We start from the raw sequence: 24,079 nt of genomic DNA on the forward strand, positions 1-24,079 counted from the left end.
ATCTCGATCGCAGCTTGGTGGTTGTGTGTGGGTTAAGGAATACAAAAAAATGAATCAAGATAATAGGCGCGCTAAATAATTGTGCGCTTAGCTTCTTGATGGGTGGTGTGACTGACTACCGCAAGTCGCGAGCCCGGTCTTTCGCCCAGTACGGCCGTGATCCCCAAGCGCCGTGCACAAAGGGCCCTGGCCGAGAGAAGTGTCTAGATCAAGGGTTTTAGAGTCATTCAGGGTTGCCACCTGGGATTATGGCGACTACCCTGAGAATGTATGAATTGTTACGAACAATTTCGGTGGTGACCATTTTCAGGTCACACTACTTCAGGATGAGGAACGAAAAATGTTTTCACACGAAGGTCCCGCACTAGAGCTGTTGTTGTTCGTTATTGGTTTGTCTGGCCTGCTCTTGGTCGTGTGGTTTATTCACCACCAATACGAACGAATAACCGGGAAAGGCGTAAGAAAACAACAAAATCGTAACGAAGGGCGCTCGAGGTAGGCTGGCGGCCTGTTTATCCAACCGAGCCAGTCGCCCCCGACTGGCACTCAAACGTAAAAATTTTTATCTGCCCTCTTGAAAATTTTTCCGGCGAACATAAATTTTCATCACGCGACGCCGAATGCGGGTCGCGCACTTAATCACTTGGATTTAATCAGGAGATTTTGAGATGGCTACTACCCTTTCGTTGGCCCCTTTGTTCCGTCAATCCGTGGGCTTCGATCGCTTCAATGACCTGTTTGAGTCGGCGCTTCGCAGCGAGGCTCCGAACACTTATCCGCCTCACAATGTGGAAAAGCACGGTGATGACGAATATCGCATTGTCATTGCAGTCGCTGGGCTTACTGAAGCGGATCTGGATATTCAGGTCGAGAAGGGCGTTTTGACAGTCGTTGGCGACAAGCGCGAAACCGAGAAACAAGTCACCTATCTGCACCAGGGCATCGCGCAACGAGCATTTCGGTTGTCGTTCCGTCTGGCCGATCACATTGAGGTGCGCGGTGCTTCGATGAACAACGGGCTGCTAAGCATCGACTTGCTGCGCGTGGTTCCTGAAGAGGCCAAACCCAAGCGCATCACGATTGGCAGCGGGAAAGAACCCGAACTGCGTCAGGTTAGTTTGCAATAAGTCAGCGGTAGCAAAAAAGGCGCTCTTGGTAGCGCCTTTTTTGTGCGTGTGGAATCAAAACGCCTACCGAACAATACCTGGCCACGCAGAGTACCCGGTCGATCCATCAACCGGGCACTCCCGTCTGTTTAGAAGATATTCAACGGATACTCGGTAATCAGGCGCGTCTGCACCAGATGCCCCCCGGTGGACGCATCGCCATCGTGCCAAGCTTCCCGCAGGCGGAAGGACAGTTTCTTGGCCGGGCCACTCTGTACGACGTATTTCACTTCGGCGTCGGTTTCGTGTTCCTGGTCGTTGGCACCATAGAACCCGGTGTAGGCCGAATTGCCGGGAGTATGCGTTCCGTCGATGCCGGAACCGCGAATATGACGGGCCATGAAGCTCAGGCCCGGGGCGCCGAAGGCACCCATGTCCAGGTCGTAGCGCATCTGCCAGGACCGCTCGCCCGGGCCGTTGAAGTCGGAGTACTGCACCGAGTCGGCGAGGTTGATCGAGTTGCCGTAGCGGCCAGCACCGACACCGGCATTGGTCTCCCCAAAGCCGACGTAGTCGAATGGCTCGTCACCATGAACTTTCTGTCCGGCCAGGGTGAAGGTCTGCGCGCCCAGGGTGTAGGCAGCCGCCAGCGAGGCGGCGGTGGTGTCGATGGTCCCGGCCTTGGCGCTGCCATCATCCAGTGTGCGATAGAGGTTGAAGTCCAGCGCGACGGATTGGTCATCGGTCAGTGGATGAACAAGGTTCAAGTTGACGTAGTACTGGTTCCAGACGTCTTCCAGGTGCGCGCCGTACAGCGACGCGGTGAATTCCTTGCTGAACTGGTACTTGCCCCCGGCGAAGCTGGCCGACGACGCAGCCACGCCTGCATAGCTGGCCAGAATGTCGCCGCTGCGCGAGGTGGTGGTGTTACCGGTGCCGGAGGTGTAATGGCCGGCCTCCAGGTTCAGGCCGGTGATTTCATGGCTGTCGATCTGGAAGCCTGATGCGGTCTGGGGCATCAGGTAGTTGTCGGCGGTGGCGAATACCGGCGACGTGGGCTGCAAGTCGCCGATCTTGAGCGTGGTGTTGGAAACACGGAATTTGATGTCTCCGCCGGCCTTCGCATAGCCTCGATCCGGATTGCCATTGGCGTCGGATGGCATGGTCGGGCCACCGGCACGGTCGGTGTTCCCGTCGATGCGCAACGCCAGGTCGGCAAACGCATCAATGCCGATGCCAACGGTACCTTGGGTGAACCCCGAGCTGTAGGTCGCCATCAGCGCCTGGCTCCAGTCACGGGTGTGGTTGCCGCTGCCGTTCTGGTTCCAGAAGACGTTGCGGTTGAGGATATTCAAACTGCTGTCGGCGACAAAGCCCTTGGAGTCGGACTGATCGCTGGCGTAGCTCATGGCCGGCAAGGTAAATGCCAGCGCCACTGCCAAGGTATTGAGCTGAAGTAACGGTTGACGTTTTTTCATTATTTTTTGCTCCTGTGCACGAGTTCGTGTTGGAGCATTAAGGCGACAGCCCAGGCCATCAACAAATGAAACTGGATGAATGTTTTGATATCCCTTTTACTGAATTCCAGGCAAAGAAAAGCCCGCGATGGGGAGTGCGGGCTTAAAGGTGTTCACTTAGGAGCTGGGGTAACCATAAGCGCTCAACTGTGAAAGGGATGTGAAAGGTTGTTGGGGGCGTAGCGTATTGACCGCTATTGATCCTCCCCCCGCACAATCCTTCCGGCCTTCACCTCATCCGCGTACCCGCTGAGCTTTTCCTGCTGAGCTGCGAGCAGGGCGCCCATCTTCATGAGGGCGACAGCTTCGTCGGGCGATTTGGCGACCCCCGCGATAGTGGCCAGCTCATTGACCGACCAGGCGATAACAGCCATCGCATCTTCGAGGTCGTAGAACAGTTCCTGTTGTGCGGTCCTTGGGCCGTCGAGCATTTCCATCAGTTCTGCCATTTACCCGTGCTCCCCAAAGAAGTTGTTCAGTGCCACCCGCTCATACACCGCGCCAGCGTGCGGCCGCAAGTGGACGCATTCTTTCAATACACTCATTTCATCAAGCTGTACGCGGTTCTTTCGCGTGATAAGCCGTTCGTCCATCGCCCGGCACTTGCGACACCGCATCGTTTCTCATGTTCAAGCACGGACATCCCGCGCGCCAGAACGGAGAGCCAGCATGGAAATTGACGAGAAGGCCCCTGGAAACCTATCCCAGCAAGGCGTAACCCGTGGTACAGACAATGAAGCCGGTCATGATCCTCGGCGCGATCAACCTGAAGCGCCTCTACCACCGGACGATGACGCGCCTCTGGAGGAGGATATGTCGGACGTGGATGCCGCTGATGCTGTCGCGAGTGAACACCCCGACAACTGACGCCTCCGAACAAGCCCGACGCACGCTGCGCCGGGCTTTTCGGTATCGAGCGGCGATTACGGCATCAGCACCGAATCAACCACATGAATCACGCCGTTGGACTGCATCACATCCGCAATGCTGATGCCGGCCTTGCCACCCTTGGCATCCACCACCCACAGCTTGCCGTCGTGCAGCTTGATCGTCAGGGATTCACCCTGCACGGTTTTCAACATCACCATGCCGCCGTTTTTCTTGGCATCGGCCATCAGTTGGGCAGAGGTATGGGTACCAGGCACCACGTGATAGGTCAGGATTTTCGTCAGGTCGGCTTTGTGCTCAGGTTTCACCAGCGTATCCACGGTGCCTGCGGGGAGTTTGGCGAAGGCTTCGTTGGTCGGTGCGAATACGGTGAACGGGCCTTTGCTGTTAAGGGTATCAACCAGACCCGCTGCCTTGACCGCCGCCACCAGAGTGGTGTGGTCCTTGGAGTTGACGGCGTTTTCGACGATGGTTTTTGTCGGATACATCGCCGCGCCGCCCACCATCACGGTGTCGGCGGCAACGCTGAGGGTGGTGGTGATGGAGAGGATCGTGAAGCAGGCGACGGCAGCCATTTTTTTGTAGAAAGCATGCATGATGTATCTCCTGGGTTCGTATGCCCTCCAGATGAGGGTATTGAATCTACGTACCAAGGAGCAAAGTGGATGCATGTGTCGAAAAAATTATTCGGTTTGCCGCCCCCGGCAAGTTCGCCAGGCCATCGAACCTCGCCAGCCGCTGCCCACTCTTGGGGATCAGCGCGACCTGGCCGCACTGAGCTCCTTGCTGCTGATGAGTTTCCTGCCGACGCAGTGACCGGCTGGCACTCTCAGCGCCGCCCAGTCCGCGTACTCACATCCACCCACACCGCCAGCACCAGGATGCTGCCCTTGACGATCATCTGCCAGTAGCTGTCCACATCCAGCATCGACATGCCGTTGTCCAGGCTGCTGATCACCAGCGCACCGAGCAGGGCGCCGTACACCGTGCCCGAGCCGCCGCGCATCGACGTGCCGCCAATGAAGCAGGCCGCGATGGCGTCCAACTCCCCCATGTTGCCCGCCGAGGGTGAACCCGCCGCCAGGCGCGCGGTATTGACCAGCCCGGCGAAGGCGCACATCACGCCCATGATCCCGAAGATCCACAGCTTGACCGCCTGCACGTTGATCCCCGACAGGCGCGTGGCTTCCATGTTGCTGCCCACCGAGTAGATGCGCCGGCCAAAGACGGTCTGGCTGGTGACGTAGCTGAACACCCCCAGCAGCACCAGCAGAAGTAGCACCGGTACGGGAATCCCATCGTAACTGTTGAGGGTGTAGACGAAGCCCGCCAGTACGAAACCGATCAACACCACGCGCACGCTGTCCCGCAGCATCGACGGCAGCGCCAAGCCGTGCAGGGCGCGGTTGTGGCGTTGGCGCCAGGTCAGGAATATTGCCAGCCCGAACAGCAACACGCCGAGGATCACACCCACCACCGTCGGCAGATAGCCCTGGCCGATGTACACCAGTTGTGGTGAAACCGGCGCAATCGTGGTGCCGCCGGTAATGCCCAGCAGCACCCCGCGAAACGCCAACATGCCACCCAGGCCGACGATGAAGGAGGGGATGCGCAGGTACGCGGTCATGTAGCCGTTGCCCAGGCCAATCAACAAGCCACAGAGGGCGACAATGGCCAGGTTCAGCGGCAGCGGAATGTGATAAACCACATCCAGGATCGCCGCGACGCCGCCGAGCAAACCGAGCATCGAGCCCACCGACAGGTCGATCTCGCCGCTGATGATCACCAGCACCATGCCGCAGGCCAGGATGCCGGTGATGGACATCTGCCGCAGCAGGTTCGACAGGTTGCGCGGGGTCAGGAAACCGCCTTCGGTCTGCCAGCTGAAAAACACCCAGATCAGCACCACGGCGATCAACAGGGCGAGCATTTTGTAGCGGGTAAAAAGCTGTTTGACCTGGTTCATTTACGCGGACTTCCGATCATTATTATTGTCATGCCCGTTCGGTTGGCTGAGGGCGGCGGCGAGTACCTGTTCCTGGGTCAGGCCCTGGTTGATGAAGTCCCCGCGCAGTTGGCCCTCGCCGATTACCAGCACCCGGTCGGACACCCCAAGCACTTCGGCCAGCTCCGACGACACCATGATGATCGACACGCCTTCGGCCGCCAGTGCGCCCATCAATTTATAGATCTCATATTTGGCGCCCACGTCCACGCCACGGGTGGGTTCGTCGAGGATCAGCACCCGGGGTTTGGTCAGGAGCATCTTGGCCAATACGGCTTTTTGCTGGTTGCCGCCGGACAGGCTGGTGATCGGCAGGAACGGGTTCGCCGTCTTCAGGTGCATGCGTTTGATTTCCTGCTCGACGCTGCCCAGTTCTGCCTCGGCATCGATGCGCGTCAGGTGCGAGAAACTGTCCAGCACCGCCAGGGTGATGTTTTGCCCGACCCCCAGGTCCGGCACGATGCCTTGGCGCTTGCGGTCTTCCGGGACCATGCACAGCCCGGCGCGAATCGACTTCAGCGGCGTGCGTGTATCAATGGGTTTGCCGTCCAGCCACACCTCGCCTTCGTAGCGCCCGGGGTAACTGCCGAACAGCGCCGACACCAGTTCCGTACGGCCCGCGCCCACCAGCCCGGCGATGCCGAGGATTTCGCCACGGCGCAGGCTGAACGAGACATCGTCCACGCGCTTGCGGCCTGGGTTATCGACGTCGTAGCAGGTAATGTGGCGCGCCTCGAACAGTACCTCGCCGACCGCATGGGGTTCGGTGGGGTAGAGGTTGCTCATCTCACGGCCCACCATCTGCGTGATGATGCGCGACACGTCCATGTCGGCCATGGCCGTGGTCGCGATATGTTTGCCGTCGCGGATCACCGCGATGGTGTCGCAGATGGCCGAGACTTCATCGAGCTTGTGGGAGATGTACACGCAGGCGACGCCCTTGGCCTTGAGCCCACGGATGATGTCCAGCAGCACCTCGATTTCCGAACGGGTCAGCGCCGAGGAGGGTTCGTCGAGGATCAGCAGGCGCGCTTTCTTGTTCAGGGCCTTGGCGATTTCCACCAGTTGCTGGTAGCCGCCGCCGTACTGAGACACCGGCAGGGCGACGTTGATGTCCGGCACTTTCAGCTCGCGCATCAGGGCTTCGGCGCGGTGCATCATGGCGGGGTAGTTCATGCGCCCGCCGGGCAGCGTCAGCTCGTGGCCCATGAAGATGTTTTCGGCCACCGAGAGGTCGGGCACCAGGGTCAGTTCCTGATGGATGATCACGATGCCGCAGGCTTCGGTTTCGGCGATGGAATGGGCGCGCAGCGGCTGGCCGTCCCAGATGATTTCGCCGTCCCAGGTGCCATGGGGATACACCGCCGACAACACCTTCATCAGGGTCGATTTGCCGGCGCCGTTCTCGCCGCACAACCCCACGCACTCCCCGGGTTTTACCTTGATGTCGATGCCATTCAGGGCTTTGACGCCACCGAAGGTTTTGACGATGTTGTTCATTTCCAGCAGGTAGTCGGACATGGCGGGCACTCATTCCACAGCGAAAAGGCAGGAGCGGCTTCAAGCCGCTCCTGCAGTGAGCCGTACGCTTACTGCCCGGCGATTTGCGCTTTGGTGTAGAACCCGTCTTCTTCCAGCACGTTGACGTTGTCTTTGGTCAATGCGGTCGGCTTGAGCAGGATGCTCGACACCTGTTTGCTGCCGTTGTCGTACTGCGAGTTGTAGGCCGGTTTCTCGTCGCGCACCAGTTGCACCGACAGCTTGGCCGCCTCGGACGCCAGCAGCTTCAGGGGTTTGTAGACGGTCATGGTCTGGGTGCCGGCGATCACGCGCTTGATCGCGGCGAGGTCGGCGTCTTGCCCCGAGACCGGCACCTTGCCCGCGAGTTTTTGTGCCGCCAGGGCCTGGATTGCGCCGCCGGCGGTGGCGTCGTTGGAGGCGACGATGCCGTCGATTTTATTGTTGTTGGCGGTCAGGGCGTTTTCGACAATGCTCAGGGCTTCGGTGGGGTTCCATTCCTTGACCCATTGCTGGCCGACAATCTTGATGTCGCCCTTGTCGATTGAAGGTTGCAGCACCTTCATCTGGCCCTGGCGCAGGATCTTCGCGTTGTTGTCGGTAGGCGCACCGCCCAGCAGGAAGTAATTGCCTTTAGGCTGCGCGTTCAACACGCCCTGGGCCTGCATCTCGCCGACCTTTTCGTTATCGAAGGAGATGTAGGCGTCGATATCGGCATTCAGGATCAGCCGGTCATAGGACAGCACTTTCACCCCGGCTTTCTTGGCCTCGGCCACCACGTTGTTCAGCACCGTGGCATTGAATGGCACGATCACAATCACGTCGACGCCTCGGGAGATCAGGTTTTCAATCTGCGAGATCTGCCGCTGTTCGTTGGCGTCTGCCGATTGCACATAGACCTTGGCCCCCAGCTGCTCGGCGGCGGCGGTGAAGTAGTCACGGTCGCGGGCCCAGCGTTCAAGGCGCAGGTCGTCGATGGAAAAGCCGATTTTCGGGTGGGCCGCGTCGGCCATGACCGAATTGGAAAGCAGTGCCAGAACGCTGGTGATCAAGACGGTTTTCAGGTGTTTCATGATGGTGAGTCCCTTTTATTGTTGTTTAGACGCACTTCTGGACTTGGAGCGTAGCGGTCATGGATAGATAAAGCGATTCACCACGCCTTCGAGCATCTCCTGGCGGCCGCTTACCGCTTGAGGGTTGAGTTGGTGGCTGAAGGCATGCTCGGCCAGCGACTCCAGGCTGAAGTCCCCGCCGAGTACGGCGCGCCCGAAGGATTGGTCCCAGCCGGCATAACGCTGGGCCTTGAACTGCTCGAGGGCATCGTTCTGGACCATGGCGGCTGCACGTTCCAGGGACAGCGCCAGCACGTCCATGGCGGCCACGTGACCATGGAACAGGTCCACTTCATCGAGGCTTTGGCGGCGCACCTTGGAGTCGAAGTTGTAGCCGCCACCTTTGAAACCACCGGCCTTGAGTACCTCGTAGGTGACCAGGGTCAGTTCCTCGACGCTGTTGGGGAACTGGTCGGTGTCCCAGCCGTTCTGGGGGTCGCCGCGGTTGGCGTCGATACTGCCGAAAATCCCCAGGGACGCGGCGGTGGCGATCTCATGGTGAAAGCTGTGGCCGGCGAGGGTGGCGTGGTTGGCCTCGATGTTGACCTTGATCTCTTTCTCCAGGCCGAACTGATGCAGGAAGCCAAACACGGTGGCGCTGTCGTAGTCGTACTGGTGCTTGGTCGGCTCCTGTGGCTTGGGCTCGATAAACAGCTCGCCGGTGAAGCCGATCTTGTATTTGTGCTCGACCACCATGCGCATGAAGCGCCCGAGTTGCTCGCGCTCGCGCTTGAGGTCGGTATTGAGCAGAGTTTCGTAGCCTTCGCGGCCGCCCCACAGCACATAGCTGGAACCCTTGAGACGGTGGGTGGCATTCATCGCGCTGAACACCTGGGCCGCCGCATAGGCAAACACCTCGGGGTTGGGATTGCTCGCGGCACCGGCGGCAAAGCGCGGGTTGCTGAAGCAGTTGGCCGTGCCCCACAGCAGCTGGATGCCGGTCTCTTCCTGATGGCGTTCGAGTTCGTCGACCATTTGTGCGAAGTGGTTGCGGTACTCCGCCAGGCTTGCGCCTTCGGGGGCGACGTCGGTGTCGTGGAAGCTGTAGTAGTCGATGCCCAGCTTGGAGAAAAACTCGAACGCTGCGTCGGCCTTGCCGCGTGCCACTTGCATGGCTTCCCCCGGTTGCTGCCAGGGCCGCTGGAAGGTGCCGGAACCGAACATGTCACTGCCGGGCCAGACGAAATTGTGCCAATAACACGCGGCCATCCGCAGGTGCTCGCGCATCGGTTTGCCGAGGATCAGCTTGTTTGCATCGTAGTGCCGGAAGGCCAGGGGGGAGTCGCTTTGCGGGCCTTCGTAAAGGATTTTATCGACAGCGGGAAAGTAGGGCATCGCCAGATCCTTGTTGTTATGAGTGCACGTTAACCTTGCCTCGATACTAGCAACGGCCCCCGGCCAACCGATTATGAAAATCACCAGAGCCGGGTTCGATTTTGAGTAGTTTTGGGCGCATAGTTGATCGACACCTCCCATGGAGCCGCCCCTGTGAAAACCGTCCCGCCTGTGCACCGGATTGCCCTGCTGTTCAACGGCAACAAGATCTACGACCGCGGCATCATCACCGGGATCGGCAACTACCTGAGCAGCACGCGGGTGTCGTGGGATTTGTTTCTGGAGGAGGATTTCGTCTGCCGGCTCAAGGGTATCGAGCGTTGGCATGGTGACGGGATCATTGCCGACTTCGACGACCCGGCGATGGGCCCGGCGTTGGCGGGTGTGCATGTGCCGGTGGTGGCGGTGGGCGGGTCCTACGAAGATGAGCGGGCTTACCCACGGCATATTCCGTACGTGGCCACCGACAATTTCGCCTTGATCAAGCTGGCGTATGAACACCTGATCGAAGCCGGGTTGACGCGTTTCGCCTGTTTCAGCTTGCCGCAGGCCGATATCAACCGCTGGGCCCAGGAGCGCGAAAAAGCTTTCCGCCGTTTGCTGGAGCGCGATGGCCTGCCCGTGGAGGTGTATCGCGGGCTGGGCACCAGTGCTCCGCTGTGGGACTCGGCGGTGGAGCAGCAGATCGCCTGGTTGCACAGCCTGCCCAAGCCCATCGGCATCATTGCAGTCAGCGACGCCCGTGCCCGGCAGTTGCTGCAAGCCTGCCTCACCGCCGGGATCCCGGTGCCGGAGCAAGTGGCACTGATCGGCATCGACAACGACCCGCTGACCCGCACCCTGACCCGCGTACCGCTGAGCTCGGTGATCCAGGGCACCGAAAAAATGGGCCGCACTGCCGCGCGCTTGCTGCATCAGATGTTGCACGGCATGCCCTCGGCGGGCAGCCAGATCCTGGTGCCGCCGGAAGCGGTCAACGTGCAGACCTCAAGCCTGCACCAACCCCTCGGCCATCCCTACGTGATGCAGGCGCTGCACTTCATTCGCCAGTACGCCTGCCAGGGCATCAAGACCGCCCAGGTCGCCAACTACGTCGGTGTGTCGCGGTCGTCCCTGGAAGCGCATTTTCGCAGCGAACTGAACCGCAGCGTCCACGACGAAATCCTGCGCTTCAAACTCGCGGCGGCGGTGGCGAGCCTGGAAAAGACCGGGGCTGGCATTGCTGATATTGCCTACGACTGCGGGTTCAAATCGGCGCAGTACCTGCACACGGTGTTCAAGCGCGAGTTCGGGTGTACGCCGAGGGAGTATCAGGTGGGGCAGCTCGAACGCGATTCGCGCGATGTCATTTCTTTGTCGCCTTGAGTGCCTATTTTGTCCTGAGCCTCGCTCCAGAACCTCAAGGGATTGAATCGTCTTATGCCGACTCTTACGCGCAGAAAGCTGCTGCAGGCAGCTGCCATCGGATCCGCCTACACCCTGTTGCCCGACTCCATTCGCCAGGCCCTGGCGATCCCCGCCAACAACCGCACCGGCACCCTCATGGACGTCGAACATGTGGTGATCCTGATGCAGGAAAACCGCTCATTCGATCATTACTTCGGCACCTTGCCCGGCGTGCGCGGGTTCAGTGACCGCTTCACCATTCCACTGCAGGGTGGGCATCGGGTGTGGGAGCAGCAGGGCGTCGGGCGGCGGATTTTGCCCTATCACCTGGACAGTTCCCGTGGCAACGCGCAGCGGGTCAGTGGTACGCCCCACTCCTGGGTCGATGAGCACGCCGCGTGGGGCAGTGGCCGGATGAATGCCTGGCCAACGTACAAGACGCCCACCTCGATGGGCTACTACCGCGAGCAGGAAGTGCCGTTCCAGTTCGCCCTGGCCAACACCTTTACCGTGTGCGATGCCTACCATTGTTCGGTGCACGCCGGCACCAATCCCAATCGGCTGTTCCACTGGACCGGCACCAACGGCCCCACCGGCGCGAATGTGGCGGCGGTGGTCAACGAATGGGACGGCCCCGGTGCCGTGAGCGTGGGCTACACCTGGAAAACCTATCCCGAGCGCCTGGAAGAAGCGGGCGTGAGCTGGAAGGTTTACCAGTACTTGCCGGATAACTTTGGCGACAACCCCTTGGCCGGGTTTCGTCAGTTTCGCGCGGCCAGCGTCGCGGCCGGCAACCCCGCCGTGCCACCGAAAGACTTTAAAGACTTCGTGCCCTACAGCGACCAACTGAATGCCCGGGTGCCGTTGTACAAAGGCAATGGCAACACCCTGCCGGCGGTCAGCGGCAGCGACCTTGAGGCGATCATCCAGGGCTTTCGCAAAGACGTGAACGACGGGCGCCTGCCCCAGGTCAGTTGGCTGGTGGCCCCGGCCGATTACTCCGAACACCCAGGGCCTTCCAGCCCGGTGCAGGGTGGCTGGTTCACCCAGGAAATCCTCAAGGCGCTGACCGCCAACCCGGACGTTTGGAGCAAGACGGTACTGCTGGTCAACTACGATGAAAACGACGGCTTCTTCGACCACGTGCCGTCGCCATCGGCCCCCTCCAAACGCCTGGACGGCAGCTTTGCCGGCAAGTCCACAGTGAAGTTCGACAGCGAGATCTTCACCCACCCGGCGCCACCCGGTTCTAGCCAGCAACCCGCGCCCGACGGCGGCGTGTACGGGCCCGGCCCGCGGGTGCCGATGCTGGTGCTGTCGCCGTGGAGCCGTGGTGGTTGGGTCAACTCCCAGGCGTTTGATCACACCTCGGTGCTGCAATTTCTGGAAAAGCGCTTCCACGTACGCGAACCCAATATCAGCGCCTGGCGCCGTGCCGTCTGCGGTGACCTCACCTCCGCCTTCAACTTCGTCAACCCAAACACCGAGACCTTGCCACCGCTGCACACCATCAGCCGCCAGGCCGCCGACTCCCTGCGTCAACGTCAGGAGCAACTGCCCCAGGTCGCCCTGCCAACCGTGGGCCAGCAACAGGCACCGTTCCAGGCGCGAATGGCGCGGCCATCCCGAGCGCTGCCGTACCAGTTGAACGTCGAAAGCTCGGTTGATCGTCGCGCCAGCTCAGTGAGCCTGGACTTCTTCAACAATGGCGAACAAGGCGCGGTCTTCCATGTCTACGATCGCTTGCACCTGGACGAGGTCCCGCGCCGCTACACGGTGGAAGCGGGCAAACACCTCAGCGACACCTGGCAAGTCGCGGGGGCCTACAAGCTCTGGCTGTTGGGGCCGAATGGGTTCCACAGGTCGTTCAAGGGGCACCTGCAGCGTCGCGAGCCCGAGTTATCCCTGGCGTATCACGGCGACAGCTTGTTGCTGACCCTGGCCAACCCCGGCAAGCATGCTGCCTCGGTGACCATCGAGCGTTGCCCTTACACCAAACAAGGGCCTTGGCTGCTTGAGATTGCGGGCGGCAGTACCGTGCAACGGACGTTCTCCTGCCAGCCGAATGGGGGCTGGTATGATTTCAAGCTACGTGACGAGCATGGCTGGGGGCGGCGAGTGGCGGGGCGGATCGAGACGGGGGCGCACAGTATCAGTGATCCGTTGATGGGTAAGCGCGGGTAAAAGGCTGTTGATCACTGGGGGGGGCGTAGGTCCTTTCCCTGTTTTCCGTAGGAGCAGGGCTTTCTTCCCATGCAGCGCTTGAAACACTACCCCTCGCGGCCATAGCCTCACGCTTTTCCTGACACTGAGGCCCGGCATTGGGTAAGCGAAAAACGGTATGGCCCACGGAGCGGGAAGTTCGACTGCGCTTTATCCTGCTGGCAATCATTGAAACCGCCTCCAATCGAGGCGTTCCCATCGAGCGACTTTTGCTCTCGTACATTCTGCTGCGCAACAAGCCGACCCAGGCGCAGCTGTGGGAGGCCATCAGCGACTGCCTGCTCCTCGACGAGATGAACGGCTTTCGATTTGAACCCGGGTCGGAAGCCGATCGGTTGATGCGCAAAATCAGCAGCGAAACCGATCAGGCCTGACGAGCCACCAGCACCGGCGTACGCGGCGGCACCCGGCGCTTGCTCCCCGTCGCCTCATACGCCGACGCCAATCGCAGCAACGCCGAGTCGTCATAAGCCCGCCCGGCAAAGGTCAGCCCCACCGGCATGCCGATGTCCGCCATGACACCCATGGGCACCGTCACTGTCGGCACGCCCAAATGGCGGATGGCGAGGTTACCGTTGGCCACCCATACACCGTTGCTCCACGCGATATCCGCCGACGCGGGATTCACATCCGCATCCGCCGGGCCTACGTCGGCGACGGTCGGGAAAATCACCGCATCCAGCCCCAGCTTATCCATCCAGTCTTCAAGGTCGATGCGCCGAGTTTGTTCCAGGCCACGCAGGCCGTCGGGCACAGTGCTGATCTTGTCCCACGGCGTGATGCCGCGCTCGGCCATGCGCACGTATTCGTCCATGCCCGCGGCCAGGTCGTCTTCGCGGTTGGGCAGGGTGCCGGGGTCGTGGGGGAAGATGTTCGGGCCGTCGACATCGGCCAGGCGGTTCAACGCAGGGTCGTTGTTGGCGCGCAGGAAATCATCGAACGCCCAGGCCGACAGTTCCCACAATTCGTCGTGGAGGAATTCTTTCGACACCAGGCCTCGGGTAGACACTTTCGGTGCGCCCGGGCGATCGCCTTCGCAATTGGAAACCAGCGGGAAATCCACCTCGACCACTTCTGCACCGGCCGCTTCGAGTGCCTTGCGCGCGGCTTCCCAGAGGTCTATCACCGAGGCCCGGGTGTTGATGCGCTGGCCAGTGGGGCCGCCGATTCCCGGGGCGTCGCTGGTGCCGGCCTCGGGGTCGGCATTGATGTACATGCGTGGTACACCGAAGCGTTTGCCGGCGAGTGCATCGCCGGTCGCGGCCAGGGCGCCGTAGGATTCGGGGCGAACCGAAGCGACGCTGGGGATCGGCACCCAGGGTTGCATCCGCCACAGGTCGCCGCGTGTGTCGGGGTCTTCTGCGACCACGACGTCGAGTACTTCAAGCAGGTCGGCCATGGTGCGGGCGTAGGGCACGACCACGTCCATGGTCGGGGTCAGCGGCCAGTTGCCGCGTACCGAGATCACGCCACGGGACGGGGTGTAGGCACACAGGCCATTGTTGGACGCCGGGCCGCGCCCGCTGGACCAGGTCTCTTCCGCCAGGCCAAATGCCGCGAAGCTCGCCGCAGTGGCCGTGCCGGCGCCGTTGGAGGAGCCCGAGGCGAACGGCGCGGTCAGGTAGTCGGCGTTGTACGGGCTCTCGGCCCGGCCATACACACCGCGCTGCATGCCGCCGTTGGCCATGGGCGGCATGTTGGTCTTGCCCAGGCAAATGGCGCCGGCGGCGCGCAGCCGCTCAATGGTGAACGCGTCGCGGTAGGCAACCAGGTTCGCGAAAGCCGGGCTGCCGGAGGCGGCGGTGAGGCCTTTGACCAGGTAGCTGTCTTTGGCGGTATAGGGAATGCCGTCGAGCGGGCCCAGAGTGTTGCCGCTGGCCCGACGTGCATCGCAAGCGCGCGCTTCCTCCAGTGCCTGAGGGTTGCGCACCACCACGGCGTTGAGGGCAGTGGCGGTGTTGGGCGCGTCGTAGGCGTCGATCCTGGCGAGGTAGGCCTCTACCAACTCAACTGCCGTGGTCTGGCCGGACTCGAGCGCAGCGCGCAACTGGGCAATGGAAACTTCGGTTACTTCGATCACGTGGTTATCGCCGGGTGCAGAAAAGGGGGAGGGGTTGAGTGCTGACTCAATCCATTCAGTGAAAGTAGCTTACTGATAGATTTTTCATAGCGCCAGAGCATGGCATCCCTTACTGTGGCCCCTCAATTTCCTTATCGATAACGGTGCGGTTTATGTCCGATGAAGTGCGGCTTGTCGTCATCATTAATACCCAGCCTGGGCGGGGGGCGGACCAGTTGGCCGCGTTTGCCAGACTGGCGCCGCTGGTGCGGGCTGAAGCGGGTTGCATCCAGTACGACCTGCATCCGGTTGAGGGTAACAGCGACAGTTTCGTGTTGATCGAGACGTGGGCTTCAAAGGCGGCGCTCAAGGATCACCACGCAGCTCCTCACATGCTGGAAGCCGCCAAGCACAACCCGACATTCCGTGCGGGCCCCTCCAACGTATTGGTGCTGGAACCGGCGGTCCAGGTACGCTGACTTCAACCCGGTGGCTCAAGGGTTTATCATTGGCCCTTCATTTTTTGCTGCCCGGAAAGATTTCGATGTTGTTTACAAGGACTGTCATGGCGAGCGCACTGCTTGCCGTTCTGGCCACCCCGGCCCACGCGTCCAACCTGGACCTGACCTACGAGGCACCGATCCTCAGCGCTGTCCCCCTCACGCCGCAGGCTGAGCCCAAGCCGCGCTTCCCGGTCAAAAGCGTTGCGCCCGTGACCGTGGAAAACAGCTGCACCGGCCGCGAGTGCACCTACGAAGGCGACATCAGCCTGCCCCGTGAGGAGCAGACTGTGCGGCGTTTTTCCATCGGTATTCAATAAGACCGGTTGACGCCTCAGACAATCCCGTACCGGGGCGCCGGCTTACCCGTCTGCGTTGCCGCAAACAACGCACCACGCGCCGCGTCATAGGCATCCCACAGCGAACCATCGGCCACCGACGGCCAGGTGATCGTCTCGCCCTGATCCAGCCCGGCCAGTGCCGCGTCCACCAGGTTTTCTGTGGTCATGACCGACTCCTGTTGCAGGGCCGAAAGCGGAATGCCCGAGGCGTCCCAGATCTCGGTAGCGGTAGACCCCGGCAACACAATCTGCACCTTCACCCCGGTTTCCGCCAGTTCCGCTTGCAGGCCACGGCTGAACGCCAGGACATAGCTTTTGGTGCCGCTGTACACGGAACTGACCGGCAGCGAATGCACGCTCAACACTGACGCCACGTTGATGATCACACCTTCATTGCGCACGAGCATGCCCGGCAGCGCCGCGTGGGTCAGGCGGGTGAGGGCGGTGATGTTCAGGGCGATCTGGGTCATGGAATCTTCGACCGAGGATTGAGCCAGCGGGTGCAGGCGGGCCAGGCCGGCGTTATTCACCAGCACGTGGATTGCCGGGTTGCTGGCGAGCAGGCTTTCGACACGGGCGAGGTCGGCGGGGTTGACCAGGTCGGCGCCGACGGTCTGGACCTGGCGCCCGTGGGCTTGAGTGATCTTCGCCGCCAGGGCTTTGAGGCGGTCTTCGCGACGGGCGACCAGGATCAAATCGTAGCCGCGAGCCGCCAATCGGTCGGCATACACAGCGCCAATACCGGAAGACGCGCCAGTGATGAGGGCAATTTTTGTGGAAGCGGGGGTCGACATGAACGGCTCCAATAGATGAGTACTCAACCAATATTGTTGAGGGCTCAAGTTATAGGCTGGGTGTTTGTCCTTGTCAATGGTTTAGTACTCAATCATTCTAGGGGCAGAGAGGAGCTGAAAATGCCAACTGAGAAGACTGACAAGCCTGATGCTCGCGCCGACCTTTTGAGTCTGCTGGGGGACGTGGCGTGCACCAACAACGCACTGCGCCGCGCCGCCAGGCGGCTGGGGCAGCTGTATGACGAAGCGCTGGCGCCGATCGGCCTGAAGGCCACACAGGTCGGCTTGCTGGGTGAAATCGCCCGATTGGCGGCGGTCGACGAGCAGGCGGGCCCGACGTTGCAGGAGCTGGCCGGACGCCTGGCGATCCTGATGTCGGCGCTGACCCATGCCATGAAGCCGCTGGTGCGTGACGGGATCGTCGAGCTGCGTCCGGATGCCTTGGACAAGCGCACCAAGCGCTGTGTGCTCACGCCCAAGGGCGAAGCGCTGTTCAATGAGGCCCTGGTGTTCTGGGCGTCTGCCAACAACCGGGTGGAGGAGGTGCTGGGGCATGATTCGGCCGCGCAGTTGCGGGCCATGGCAGACCATATCGCCTCCGACGCGTTTTTGGCGGACTACAACAGCCAGTCCGCGCAGGCATAAGCCAGATCCTTTCGTTATTAGACAGACGCCGTTCGCGCATCCGATGCTGAGCCCCTCTCGATCAGGGGCTTTCCATGACCACTCCACGCCAACTGAAACTGGGCGCGTTCATGCGCCCGGTCAGCATTCACACCGGCGCCTGGCGCTATCCCGGCGCTTACCGTGACGCCAACTTCAACTTCACGCACCTCAAGGCTTTTGCCCAAACCCTGGAGAAGGCGCGTTTCGATGCCTTCTTCATGGCCGACCACCTGGCCTTGCTCAACATGCCCATCGACGCGTTGAAGCGCAGCCATACCGCCACGTCGTTCGAACCGTTCACCTTGTTGTCGGCCCTCAGTCAAGCCACCGAGCACATCGGCCTGGTGGCCACGGCCTCGACCACCTACGACGAACCGTTCCACATCGCCCGTCGCTTCGCGTCGCTGGATCACCTGAGCAACGGCCGCGCGGGCTGGAATATCGTCACCACCGCCAACCCGGATGCCGCGCAGAATTTCGGCCTGGAACAGGCCTACGATCACGACGAGCGCTACGCCCGTGCGCGGGAGTTCTACGATGTGGTGACCGGGCTCTGGGACAGTTGGGCCGATGATGCCTTCATTCGCGATGCTGACAGCGGCGTGTACTTCGATCCGGATAAGCTGCACACCCTCAACCATCACGGTCGCTACCTCAACGTGCGCGGCCCGCTGCACATTGCGCGGCCGGTGCAGGGCTGGCCGGTGATCGTGCAGGCCGGTGCCTCGGAACCCGGGCGTCAGCTGGCGGCGGAAACCGCCGAGGTGATTTTTGTCGCGCCGGGCACCCTGGAAGAAGGGCGCAAGTTCTATGGGGATATCAAGCGCCGGATGCTGGCGGTCGGTCGGCATCCCGACCACCTGAAGATTCTGCCCGGGGCGTTTGTGGTGGTCGGCGATACGCTGGAAGACGCGCGGCGGATTCGTGCACACCTCGACAGCCTGGTGCATTACGAAAGCGCGATGGCCTCGCTGTCCATAGCGCTGGGTACAGACGCGACGAAGTTTGATCCCGACCAATACCTCCCGGCGATTCCCCAAACCAACGCCAGCCAAAGCGCTCGCGAGCGGGTGCTGGCGCTGGCTGATCGCGAGCAGTTGACGGTGCGCCAGTTGGCCCAACGCCTCGGCGGGTATGCCGGCTTGTCGTTTGTCGGCACGGCCCGCAGCATTGCCGACGAGATGCAGCAGTGGCTGGAAGAAGAGGGCAGCGATGGCTTCAACATCATGTTCCCGTGGCTGCCGGGTGGGCTTGATGATTTTGTCGCCAAGGTGGTGCCCGAGTTACAGGGGCGCGGGATCTTCCGGCGGGAGTACGAAGGCTCTACCCTGCGGGAAAACCTCGGGCTGCCGCGTCCGGTAAACCGGTATTTTCACGCTGGTTAGATCGTTTATTTCCTTATGATTGGAGGCCATTCCCCAATCGCATATCCATCACGCCGGTTCGGCCCTGATAACGGAGCGGGTCGGCGTGATCGCGTGACTAAATCTGTCATCGCGGAATTATCGGCTGTCTCGCTCCGATAAACCCCTATGCAACGTCCATTTCTGCTGCTGGGCCAACGCCTTGCGCCGTTGCGGCGCATCTCTAGAATCGGCCCCAGAACTTACTCATTTCCTGTCGATTACGGAGTTTCGAACATGATGAACGCCATGCAGATGCCAATGAACAACGCGATGCCAATGATGCCGATGATGGGCATGCCGATGATGATGGCCACCATGACCTGCACGATGACCGACGAGGCCATGATGTGCACCATGAAGCCGGCCGCCGGCATGGACATGGCGATGTTCAAGAACAACGCCGAAATGATGGCGATGATGATGAACTGCGGCATGCCGATGATGATGCAGTGCGCCAACATGTCGATGATGTGCATGTCGAAGGACGGCATGGCGATGATGAACAGCATGTCCACCCTGAACATGCCGATGATGATGCCGATGGGCATGCCCATGCCGATGATGAAGTGCGTCATGGAATGCAAGATGGAAGCCGACTGCATGACCTGCACCATGATGCCGATGCCTGGCATGAGCATGGACATGATGAACAACTGCTGCATGCTGATGATGAAGATGATGAACGACTGCGCCATGCCGATGATGATGAGCTGCAACGGCATGCCGATGATGTGCTGCACCTGCTGATTCGTTTGGCGTGACATCAAAAAGCCCCGGCGAGTGCCGGGGCTTTTTGCGTTTCAGTCCAGGCGTTCCGGGTAGGTGATTACCAGGAACGCCACCGCCTCACTGTCGGCCGGGTTGCGGTAGCGGTGGGGCTGGTCGGCGTAGAACAGGATCGAGTCACCAGTGGACAGCAGGTAGCGTTCGTCGTTGACGCTGACTTCCAGAACGCCCTGGGCCACCACCAGGTTTTCCTGGATGCCTGGCCCGTGACCTTCTGAAATCTCTTCGCCGAGTGCCTTCAAGCGGATCTCGTAGAACTCCGACTGGCGCGCCATATCGTAGGGAAACAGCGCCCGGCTGATGAAGCTGCCGTCGGCACTCACCAAGCGTTTGCTCTGTTGTGCCGGCAGCAGTTCAACCCCTTCGAACGCACGGTTTTCCAGGAAGGCGGCCACAGAGACTTTCAAGCCCTTGGCAATCTTGCACAGCACCTTGATCGACGGCACGCTGCGCCCGGACTCGATCTGCGCCAGCATCGCCCGGCTTACCCCGCAGTTGCGCGCCAGGGCATCCAGTGACAGGTAGCGTTTACTGCGCAGGCGTTGCAGGTTCTGCGCGACGCACTGGCCGATGGCGTCATCGTCGCCGCTGTTGCAATCCTTGGGTTTGGAGGGGAGGTCGGGCACTTCGGGAAGCGCGTGCAGGAAATTCATGACCTCACGCCCGGCGGGTATCGCTGGACGTGGTGACGTGTGCGGTAAACACCGCGACCCCGGCCCGCGCCGCGTACATCGCCCACATCAGTTCAGCCGCTGCGCGAGCCTGGCGGCGTTTGCGGTGGAGGGTGAAATCGATGACGGTGGCGGATGTTTGCATGACGTAAATCTCTGGGGACTCAATGGCCCTACAGTAATCCGTGGCGCTTATTTCCATAAATACTGAGTTTGCATTTGGTAATTCGATTTTGGACTTAACGCCGAATGGCGCCTGTACGTCCATCAGTGGTGACCCGTCGGGCTTCACAGGCTTCCCATTGGGCCAAGTTCGCCGCAAAAACGAATTCCAAGGATTTACCCCCATGCCCCCCGCGTTTCCGTTCCCCGCCCGAAAAGCCTGGCCCTTGCTGGGCTTTGGCGCCGCCCTGAGCTTCAGCCCTGTCACTCAGGCTGATGACACGCTGCAACTGGCTCCCGTCGAAGTCAGCAGCGCCGAACTCAGCGCCGATGAACTGGCCCAGGTCCAGCTCAAGAGCGTGCCCGGCGCCACCAACTACATCGACATGGGCAGCGTCGACCAGGGACGGGTCAGCACCAACGAGGACGTGTTCAAGTACCAGGCCGGCGTGTACGCCAAGGCCGCGAACAACGAAGGGGTGAAGCTTTCCATTCGTGGTTCGGGCCTCAACCGGGGCCCCGGCGCCCACGCGTCCGGCCTGTACGAAACCTTCGACGGCCTGCCGCTGACCGGCCCGGGCGGCACGCCCTACGAACTCAAGGACCCGTTGTGGCTCAGCCGCGTTGAAGTGCTGCGCGGCGCCAATGGTTTTGACCAGGGCGCATTGGCCCTGGGCGGTGCGGTCAACTACGTCACCCACACCGGCTACGAGGCCCCCAAGCTGCAAGTGCGCTACGAAGCCGGCAGCCATGGCTACGCCCAACGGGAAATCAGCTCGGGGCAGGTGCTGGGGGATGCCGACTACTACATCAGCCTCACCGATTCGCACTACGACGGTTTCCAGAACCACAGCGCCGGCAGCGGCAAGGGCATGGCGGCCAACTTCGGCTACCGCTTCAACCCCGACCTGGAAACCCGCTTCTACTTTCGCTACCGCGAAACCGACAACGATTCCCCGGGCAAGCTGACCCGCGACCAGATCAGCCACGACCCACGCGCCGCTGCCACCCTCAACGTGACGCGGGACTCCAAACGCCTGCAACCGGGCTCGACCTGGATCGCCAACAAAACCACCCTGCACCTGGACGACAACGCCCGGGTCGAGGTCGGGCTGGCGTATCACGACTATCCGATGGACTTGCGCGAGGGCACCAACCGCCTGAAGGTCGCCTACACCGACGTCAGTGGCACCGTGAATTACATCCGCCAGGACACGCTGTTCGGGCGCGACAGCAAGACCACCATCGGTTTGCGCACGACTCAGGCAATGCCAAATAACGGCGGCTCGGAATTCGTGCGGATCCCGACGGGCAATACGGCGGGCTACGCGCCCGGCACCAAGACCCGCGACTACAGCTACCTGGGTTCCGACAGCGTGCTGCATGTTGGCAACGACCTGGAGCTGGTACCGGACCTTTGGCTGACCACCGGGCTGGCGGCGATCTACACCCGCCGTGCAACCGAAGTCAGCTATCCAGAAACCCACACACCCGTCAGCCAGCACGATTGGGATTACGCGCCACGGGTTGGCCTGCGCTATGACTTCAGCCCGCAGCTGCAGGTGTACGGCAACCTGAGCCGCTCGGTTGAGCCGCCTCATGCGTGGTCGATGATCTGGGGTTCCAACAAGTATTTCCCGGCCAACAGCGGCCCGGCGAGTGGGTTGCAACGCGAAGGCGTGAAGCTGAAAAACCAGACCGCAACCACCCTGGAAGTCGGCGGGCGCGGTGAAGAATGGTTCGGCCAGTGGGACCTGGCGCTGTACCGTTCCGAAGTACGCCACGAACTGCTCAGCGTCGAAACCCAAGCTGCGACCTCCACCACCTCGGCAATCATCGCCGAATCCAATGCCAGCCCCACGGTGCACCAAGGCGTGGAACTGAGCCTGATCAGCCCACTGTGGGATGGCGGCCGCACCGGCCAGCTTGCCTTGCGCCAGGCCTACACCTACAGCGACTTCCACTACCGCAACGACGACCGCTTCGGCGACAACACCTTGCCGGGCATCCCCAAGCACTATTATCAGGCGCAATTGCGCTACAGCCATCCCAGCGGTTTCTACACCAGCCTCAATGGCGAGCACTCATCGCGGGTGGCAGTGGACTACGCCAATTCCTACTACGCGGCGGCCTACACGCTGCTTGGCGCGACGGTCGGGTATGACGCGCCGAAGCACGACTGGCAAGCCTGGGTCGACCTGCGCAACCTGACCAACCAGCGCTACGCCAATACCGTCACGCCGGGTTATGACGACAAGGGGCTGGACGTAGCGCGGTCCACGCCGGGAGATGGCATGGGCGTGTACACCGGGGTTTCCTGGAGCTGGCGTTAATCAGCCAAGCAAAGATCAACTGTGGGAGCTGGCTTGCCTGCGATGGCATCACCTCGGTGTAACTGAAACACCGAGTCGCGTGCATCGCGGGCAAGCCCGGCTCCCACATTGGATCGGGTTTACGGGCTGATTTTTTTGATTTTAACGCTGGTTTTTTTGTAACAATTACGTGTATAAGATAAAGCCTGCTCAACCGAAAGATGATTTTTCATGAGCAGTTAGTTACTTGCGCCACTGGCGTGGGTACTTAAGCGTGTACGCACATGGAATGTCGCGTTACGCGCAAATACAGTTATCCAACTGTCAGCAATCAACTTGATAGCGTAGTCATCTCATCACGAAGTGGCTTTTGCACTGTCGGGACCCGTTGCGCCTGTTTTATCGCCTTAAACTTAATTAATCTGCTGTAAATGGAGTATTACCATGCAAAGGAAAGCATTGTTCAAATACGTCGCGTTGTTGTGGGTGCCGCTGATGGCGGGCTGTATCAGCACCCCGCCTTCACAGGCACCGGAGCGCGCCATCCAGGCGCCGCTCGAGCAGGCCGTCACGGTCGATAATTGTTCCCAGGGCTGCCCTTCGGGCGGTGGGCCGCTGACGTTGAATCGCCAGGCCTACAGCCTCAATAACAATGCGTCGACCAAGTTCGCCAACTGGGTGGCTTACCGGATCACCAAGTCCACGCCGGCCAGCGGGCGCCCGCGTAACTGGCAGACGGACCCGGCGATTCCGGCGGGTGAAACCCTTGACCCTGTTGACTATAACGGTGCCAACGTGGCGCTCAAGGTCGACCGTGGGCACCAGGCAAACCTGGCGTCGATGGCGGGCGTCTCCGATTGGCAAACCCTCAATTACCTGTCCAACATCACCCCGCAAAAGTCCGATTTGAACCAGGGCCCTTGGGCACGCCTGGAGGATCAGGAGCGCAACCTGAGCCAGGACGCGGCAGTGGATGAGGTGTACGTGATGACTGGCCCGCTGTATGAGAAATTCATCGGCACCTTGCCGGGGACCAACAAGGTCCACACGATTCCCAGCGGCTACTGGAAGATTGTTTCCGTGGGCAAGTCGCCCCAAGACGGACTTTATGCCTCGTTCATCCTGAATCAGGAAACCCCCAAGGGTGCGAACTTCTGTGACTATCGTGCGACAGTCGAACAGATTGAACAGCGTTCGGGGCTGACATTCTGGAGTGAGTTGCCCCAAGCGGTACAAACTGCACTTAAGTCGAAGCAAGGGCAACTTCCGCAGAGGATGGGTTGCAAGTAACC

General features: G+C 60.9%; 24 protein-coding genes. 12 read left to right on the forward strand and 12 right to left on the reverse strand.

Features of this window, described 5'->3' with window-relative positions:
• The first annotated feature begins 668 nt into the window (after positions 1-668).
• Positions 669-1,127, forward strand: a complete 459-nt coding sequence (locus tag LIY45_RS10075; protein ID WP_017477093.1) for an Hsp20 family protein — start codon at positions 669-671, stop codon at positions 1,125-1,127.
• Between the two features lie 128 nt (positions 1,128-1,255).
• On the opposite strand, the gene LIY45_RS10080 is transcribed toward LIY45_RS10075, so the two are convergent.
• On the reverse strand, positions 1,256-2,584 hold the full coding sequence (locus LIY45_RS10080) for an OprD family porin (RefSeq protein ID WP_226476204.1): 1,329 nt from the start codon (positions 2,582-2,584) through the stop codon (positions 1,256-1,258).
• 233 nt (positions 2,585-2,817) lie between these two features.
• Entirely contained in the window at positions 2,818-3,072 is a 255-nt protein-coding gene (locus tag LIY45_RS10085) for a hypothetical protein (RefSeq protein WP_226476205.1), read from the reverse strand.
• A gap of 220 nt (positions 3,073-3,292) precedes the next feature.
• On the opposite strand from LIY45_RS10085, the gene LIY45_RS10090 reads away from it, so the two are divergent.
• Positions 3,293-3,490, forward strand: a complete 198-nt coding sequence (locus LIY45_RS10090) for a hypothetical protein (RefSeq protein WP_017477099.1) — start codon at positions 3,293-3,295, stop codon at positions 3,488-3,490.
• A 56-nt stretch (positions 3,491-3,546) separates the two neighbouring features.
• Here LIY45_RS10090 and LIY45_RS10095 read toward each other — a convergent pair whose 3' ends face one another.
• On the reverse strand, positions 3,547-4,107 hold the full coding sequence (locus LIY45_RS10095) for a fasciclin domain-containing protein (RefSeq protein WP_017477100.1): 561 nt from the start codon (positions 4,105-4,107) through the stop codon (positions 3,547-3,549).
• Between the two features lie 73 nt (positions 4,108-4,180).
• On the opposite strand from LIY45_RS10095, the gene LIY45_RS10100 reads away from it, so the two are divergent.
• Positions 4,181-4,327 carry a hypothetical protein gene (locus LIY45_RS10100; RefSeq protein ID WP_226476290.1) on the forward strand — a complete coding sequence of 49 codons (147 nt, stop codon included), beginning with the start codon at positions 4,181-4,183 and terminating at the stop codon, positions 4,325-4,327.
• A gap of 13 nt (positions 4,328-4,340) precedes the next feature.
• Here LIY45_RS10100 and LIY45_RS10105 read toward each other — a convergent pair whose 3' ends face one another.
• The 4 genes from LIY45_RS10105 to xylA all read right to left on the reverse strand — a co-directional run bounded on the left by LIY45_RS10105 (position 4,341) and on the right by xylA (position 9,481).
• Positions 4,341-5,477, reverse strand: a complete 1,137-nt coding sequence (locus LIY45_RS10105) for a sugar ABC transporter permease (protein WP_017477102.1) — start codon at positions 5,475-5,477, stop codon at positions 4,341-4,343.
• Entirely contained in the window at positions 5,478-7,037 is a 1,560-nt protein-coding gene (gene xylG / locus LIY45_RS10110; protein ID WP_226476206.1) for a D-xylose ABC transporter ATP-binding protein, read from the reverse strand.
• A gap of 68 nt (positions 7,038-7,105) precedes the next feature.
• Entirely contained in the window at positions 7,106-8,107 is a 1,002-nt protein-coding gene (gene xylF, locus LIY45_RS10115; protein ID WP_093198614.1) for a D-xylose ABC transporter substrate-binding protein, read from the reverse strand.
• A 57-nt stretch (positions 8,108-8,164) separates the two neighbouring features.
• The gene (gene xylA, locus LIY45_RS10120; protein ID WP_017477105.1) at positions 8,165-9,481 is read right to left on the reverse strand and encodes a xylose isomerase; all 1,317 of its coding nucleotides are present in this window, start codon (positions 9,479-9,481) and stop codon (positions 8,165-8,167) included.
• Between the two features lie 153 nt (positions 9,482-9,634).
• On the opposite strand from xylA, the gene LIY45_RS10125 reads away from it, so the two are divergent.
• The 3 genes from LIY45_RS10125 (at position 9,635) to LIY45_RS10135 (ending at position 13,464) form a co-directional block, all read left to right on the forward strand.
• Positions 9,635-10,846, forward strand: a complete 1,212-nt coding sequence (locus LIY45_RS10125) for a DNA-binding transcriptional regulator (RefSeq protein WP_017477106.1) — start codon at positions 9,635-9,637, stop codon at positions 10,844-10,846.
• Positions 10,847-10,900: 54 nt separating this feature from the next.
• Entirely contained in the window at positions 10,901-13,051 is a 2,151-nt protein-coding gene (locus tag LIY45_RS10130) for a phospholipase C, phosphocholine-specific (RefSeq protein WP_226476207.1), read from the forward strand.
• Between the two features lie 137 nt (positions 13,052-13,188).
• Positions 13,189-13,464: a hypothetical protein gene (locus LIY45_RS10135; RefSeq protein WP_017477108.1), complete on the forward strand. Its 276-nt coding sequence runs from the start codon at positions 13,189-13,191 to the stop codon at positions 13,462-13,464.
• Here LIY45_RS10135 and LIY45_RS10140 read toward each other — a convergent pair.
• The gene (locus tag LIY45_RS10140; RefSeq protein ID WP_226476208.1) at positions 13,455-15,170 is read right to left on the reverse strand and encodes an amidase; all 1,716 of its coding nucleotides are present in this window, start codon (positions 15,168-15,170) and stop codon (positions 13,455-13,457) included. The genes LIY45_RS10135 and LIY45_RS10140 overlap by 10 nt on opposite strands.
• A gap of 152 nt (positions 15,171-15,322) precedes the next feature.
• On the opposite strand from LIY45_RS10140, the gene LIY45_RS10145 reads away from it, so the two are divergent.
• Positions 15,323-15,628, forward strand: coding sequence for a putative quinol monooxygenase (locus LIY45_RS10145; RefSeq protein ID WP_093198599.1), 306 nt, complete (start codon positions 15,323-15,325; stop codon positions 15,626-15,628).
• An 86-nt stretch (positions 15,629-15,714) separates the two neighbouring features.
• Positions 15,715-15,969 carry a hypothetical protein gene (locus LIY45_RS10150; RefSeq protein WP_017477111.1) on the forward strand — a complete coding sequence of 85 codons (255 nt, stop codon included), beginning with the start codon at positions 15,715-15,717 and terminating at the stop codon, positions 15,967-15,969.
• A 14-nt stretch (positions 15,970-15,983) separates the two neighbouring features.
• Here LIY45_RS10150 and LIY45_RS10155 read toward each other — a convergent pair whose 3' ends face one another.
• Complete coding sequence (locus LIY45_RS10155; protein WP_226476209.1) at positions 15,984-16,784, reverse strand: SDR family oxidoreductase; 801 nt, start codon at positions 16,782-16,784, stop codon at positions 15,984-15,986.
• Positions 16,785-16,904: 120 nt separating this feature from the next.
• Here LIY45_RS10155 and LIY45_RS10160 point away from each other — a divergent pair, with 120 nt between their 5' ends.
• Both LIY45_RS10160 and LIY45_RS10165 read left to right on the forward strand, forming a co-directional pair.
• Complete coding sequence (locus tag LIY45_RS10160) at positions 16,905-17,429, forward strand: MarR family winged helix-turn-helix transcriptional regulator (protein ID WP_226476210.1); 525 nt, start codon at positions 16,905-16,907, stop codon at positions 17,427-17,429.
• 74 nt (positions 17,430-17,503) lie between these two features.
• Positions 17,504-18,835, forward strand: coding sequence for an LLM class flavin-dependent oxidoreductase (locus tag LIY45_RS10165; RefSeq protein ID WP_226476211.1), 1,332 nt, complete (start codon positions 17,504-17,506; stop codon positions 18,833-18,835).
• A gap of 239 nt (positions 18,836-19,074) precedes the next feature.
• On the opposite strand, the gene LIY45_RS30795 is transcribed toward LIY45_RS10165, so the two are convergent.
• The 3 genes from LIY45_RS30795 to LIY45_RS10180 are packed head-to-tail and all read right to left on the reverse strand — an operon-like array spanning position 19,075 to position 20,458.
• Entirely contained in the window at positions 19,075-19,596 is a 522-nt protein-coding gene (locus LIY45_RS30795; protein ID WP_177026302.1) for a hypothetical protein, read from the reverse strand.
• A 60-nt stretch (positions 19,597-19,656) separates the two neighbouring features.
• Entirely contained in the window at positions 19,657-20,295 is a 639-nt protein-coding gene (locus LIY45_RS10175) for an XRE family transcriptional regulator (RefSeq protein WP_226476212.1), read from the reverse strand.
• Between the two features lie 4 nt (positions 20,296-20,299).
• Positions 20,300-20,458: a hypothetical protein gene (locus LIY45_RS10180; RefSeq protein ID WP_167410161.1), complete on the reverse strand. Its 159-nt coding sequence runs from the start codon at positions 20,456-20,458 to the stop codon at positions 20,300-20,302.
• A 202-nt stretch (positions 20,459-20,660) separates the two neighbouring features.
• On the opposite strand from LIY45_RS10180, the gene LIY45_RS10185 reads away from it, so the two are divergent.
• Positions 20,661-22,808, forward strand: a complete 2,148-nt coding sequence (locus LIY45_RS10185; protein ID WP_226476213.1) for a TonB-dependent receptor — start codon at positions 20,661-20,663, stop codon at positions 22,806-22,808.
• Between the two features lie 423 nt (positions 22,809-23,231).
• Entirely contained in the window at positions 23,232-24,077 is an 846-nt protein-coding gene (locus tag LIY45_RS10190) for a DNA/RNA non-specific endonuclease (protein ID WP_226476214.1), read from the forward strand.
• The last annotated feature ends 2 nt before the right edge of the window (positions 24,078-24,079 follow it).

The sequence above is a fragment of the Pseudomonas sp. MWU16-30323 genome (genome assembly GCF_020515595.1).
GTDB classification, from domain to species: Bacteria; Pseudomonadota; Gammaproteobacteria; order Pseudomonadales; family Pseudomonadaceae; genus Aquipseudomonas; species Aquipseudomonas yamanorum.

What these genes read in the sequence shown, in the direction of transcription:
- LIY45_RS10075 (WP_017477093.1), top strand. Translation starts at nt 669, where the DNA reads ATGGCTACTACCCTTTCGTTGGCCCCTTTGTTCCGTCAATCCGTGGGC.
- LIY45_RS10080 (WP_226476204.1), bottom strand. Translation starts at nt 2,584, where the DNA reads ATGAAAAAACGTCAACCGTTACTTCAGCTCAATACCTTGGCAGTGGCG.
- LIY45_RS10085 (WP_226476205.1), bottom strand. Translation starts at nt 3,072, where the DNA reads ATGGCAGAACTGATGGAAATGCTCGACGGCCCAAGGACCGCACAACAG.
- LIY45_RS10090 (WP_017477099.1), top strand. Translation starts at nt 3,293, where the DNA reads ATGGAAATTGACGAGAAGGCCCCTGGAAACCTATCCCAGCAAGGCGTA.
- LIY45_RS10095 (WP_017477100.1), bottom strand. Translation starts at nt 4,107, where the DNA reads ATGCATGCTTTCTACAAAAAAATGGCTGCCGTCGCCTGCTTCACGATC.
- LIY45_RS10100 (WP_226476290.1), top strand. Translation starts at nt 4,181, where the DNA reads ATGTGTCGAAAAAATTATTCGGTTTGCCGCCCCCGGCAAGTTCGCCAG.
- LIY45_RS10105 (WP_017477102.1), bottom strand. Translation starts at nt 5,477, where the DNA reads ATGAACCAGGTCAAACAGCTTTTTACCCGCTACAAAATGCTCGCCCTG.
- xylG (WP_226476206.1), bottom strand. Translation starts at nt 7,037, where the DNA reads ATGTCCGACTACCTGCTGGAAATGAACAACATCGTCAAAACCTTCGGT.
- xylF (WP_093198614.1), bottom strand. Translation starts at nt 8,107, where the DNA reads ATGAAACACCTGAAAACCGTCTTGATCACCAGCGTTCTGGCACTGCTT.
- xylA (WP_017477105.1), bottom strand. Translation starts at nt 9,481, where the DNA reads ATGCCCTACTTTCCCGCTGTCGATAAAATCCTTTACGAAGGCCCGCAA.
- LIY45_RS10130 (WP_226476207.1), top strand. Translation starts at nt 10,901, where the DNA reads ATGCCGACTCTTACGCGCAGAAAGCTGCTGCAGGCAGCTGCCATCGGA.
- LIY45_RS10145 (WP_093198599.1), top strand. Translation starts at nt 15,323, where the DNA reads ATGTCCGATGAAGTGCGGCTTGTCGTCATCATTAATACCCAGCCTGGG.
- LIY45_RS10150 (WP_017477111.1), top strand. Translation starts at nt 15,715, where the DNA reads ATGGCGAGCGCACTGCTTGCCGTTCTGGCCACCCCGGCCCACGCGTCC.
- LIY45_RS10155 (WP_226476209.1), bottom strand. Translation starts at nt 16,784, where the DNA reads ATGTCGACCCCCGCTTCCACAAAAATTGCCCTCATCACTGGCGCGTCT.
- LIY45_RS10160 (WP_226476210.1), top strand. Translation starts at nt 16,905, where the DNA reads ATGCCAACTGAGAAGACTGACAAGCCTGATGCTCGCGCCGACCTTTTG.
- LIY45_RS10165 (WP_226476211.1), top strand. Translation starts at nt 17,504, where the DNA reads ATGACCACTCCACGCCAACTGAAACTGGGCGCGTTCATGCGCCCGGTC.
- LIY45_RS10175 (WP_226476212.1), bottom strand. Translation starts at nt 20,295, where the DNA reads ATGAATTTCCTGCACGCGCTTCCCGAAGTGCCCGACCTCCCCTCCAAA.
- LIY45_RS10180 (WP_167410161.1), bottom strand. Translation starts at nt 20,458, where the DNA reads ATGCAAACATCCGCCACCGTCATCGATTTCACCCTCCACCGCAAACGC.
- LIY45_RS10185 (WP_226476213.1), top strand. Translation starts at nt 20,661, where the DNA reads ATGCCCCCCGCGTTTCCGTTCCCCGCCCGAAAAGCCTGGCCCTTGCTG.
- LIY45_RS10190 (WP_226476214.1), top strand. Translation starts at nt 23,232, where the DNA reads ATGCAAAGGAAAGCATTGTTCAAATACGTCGCGTTGTTGTGGGTGCCG.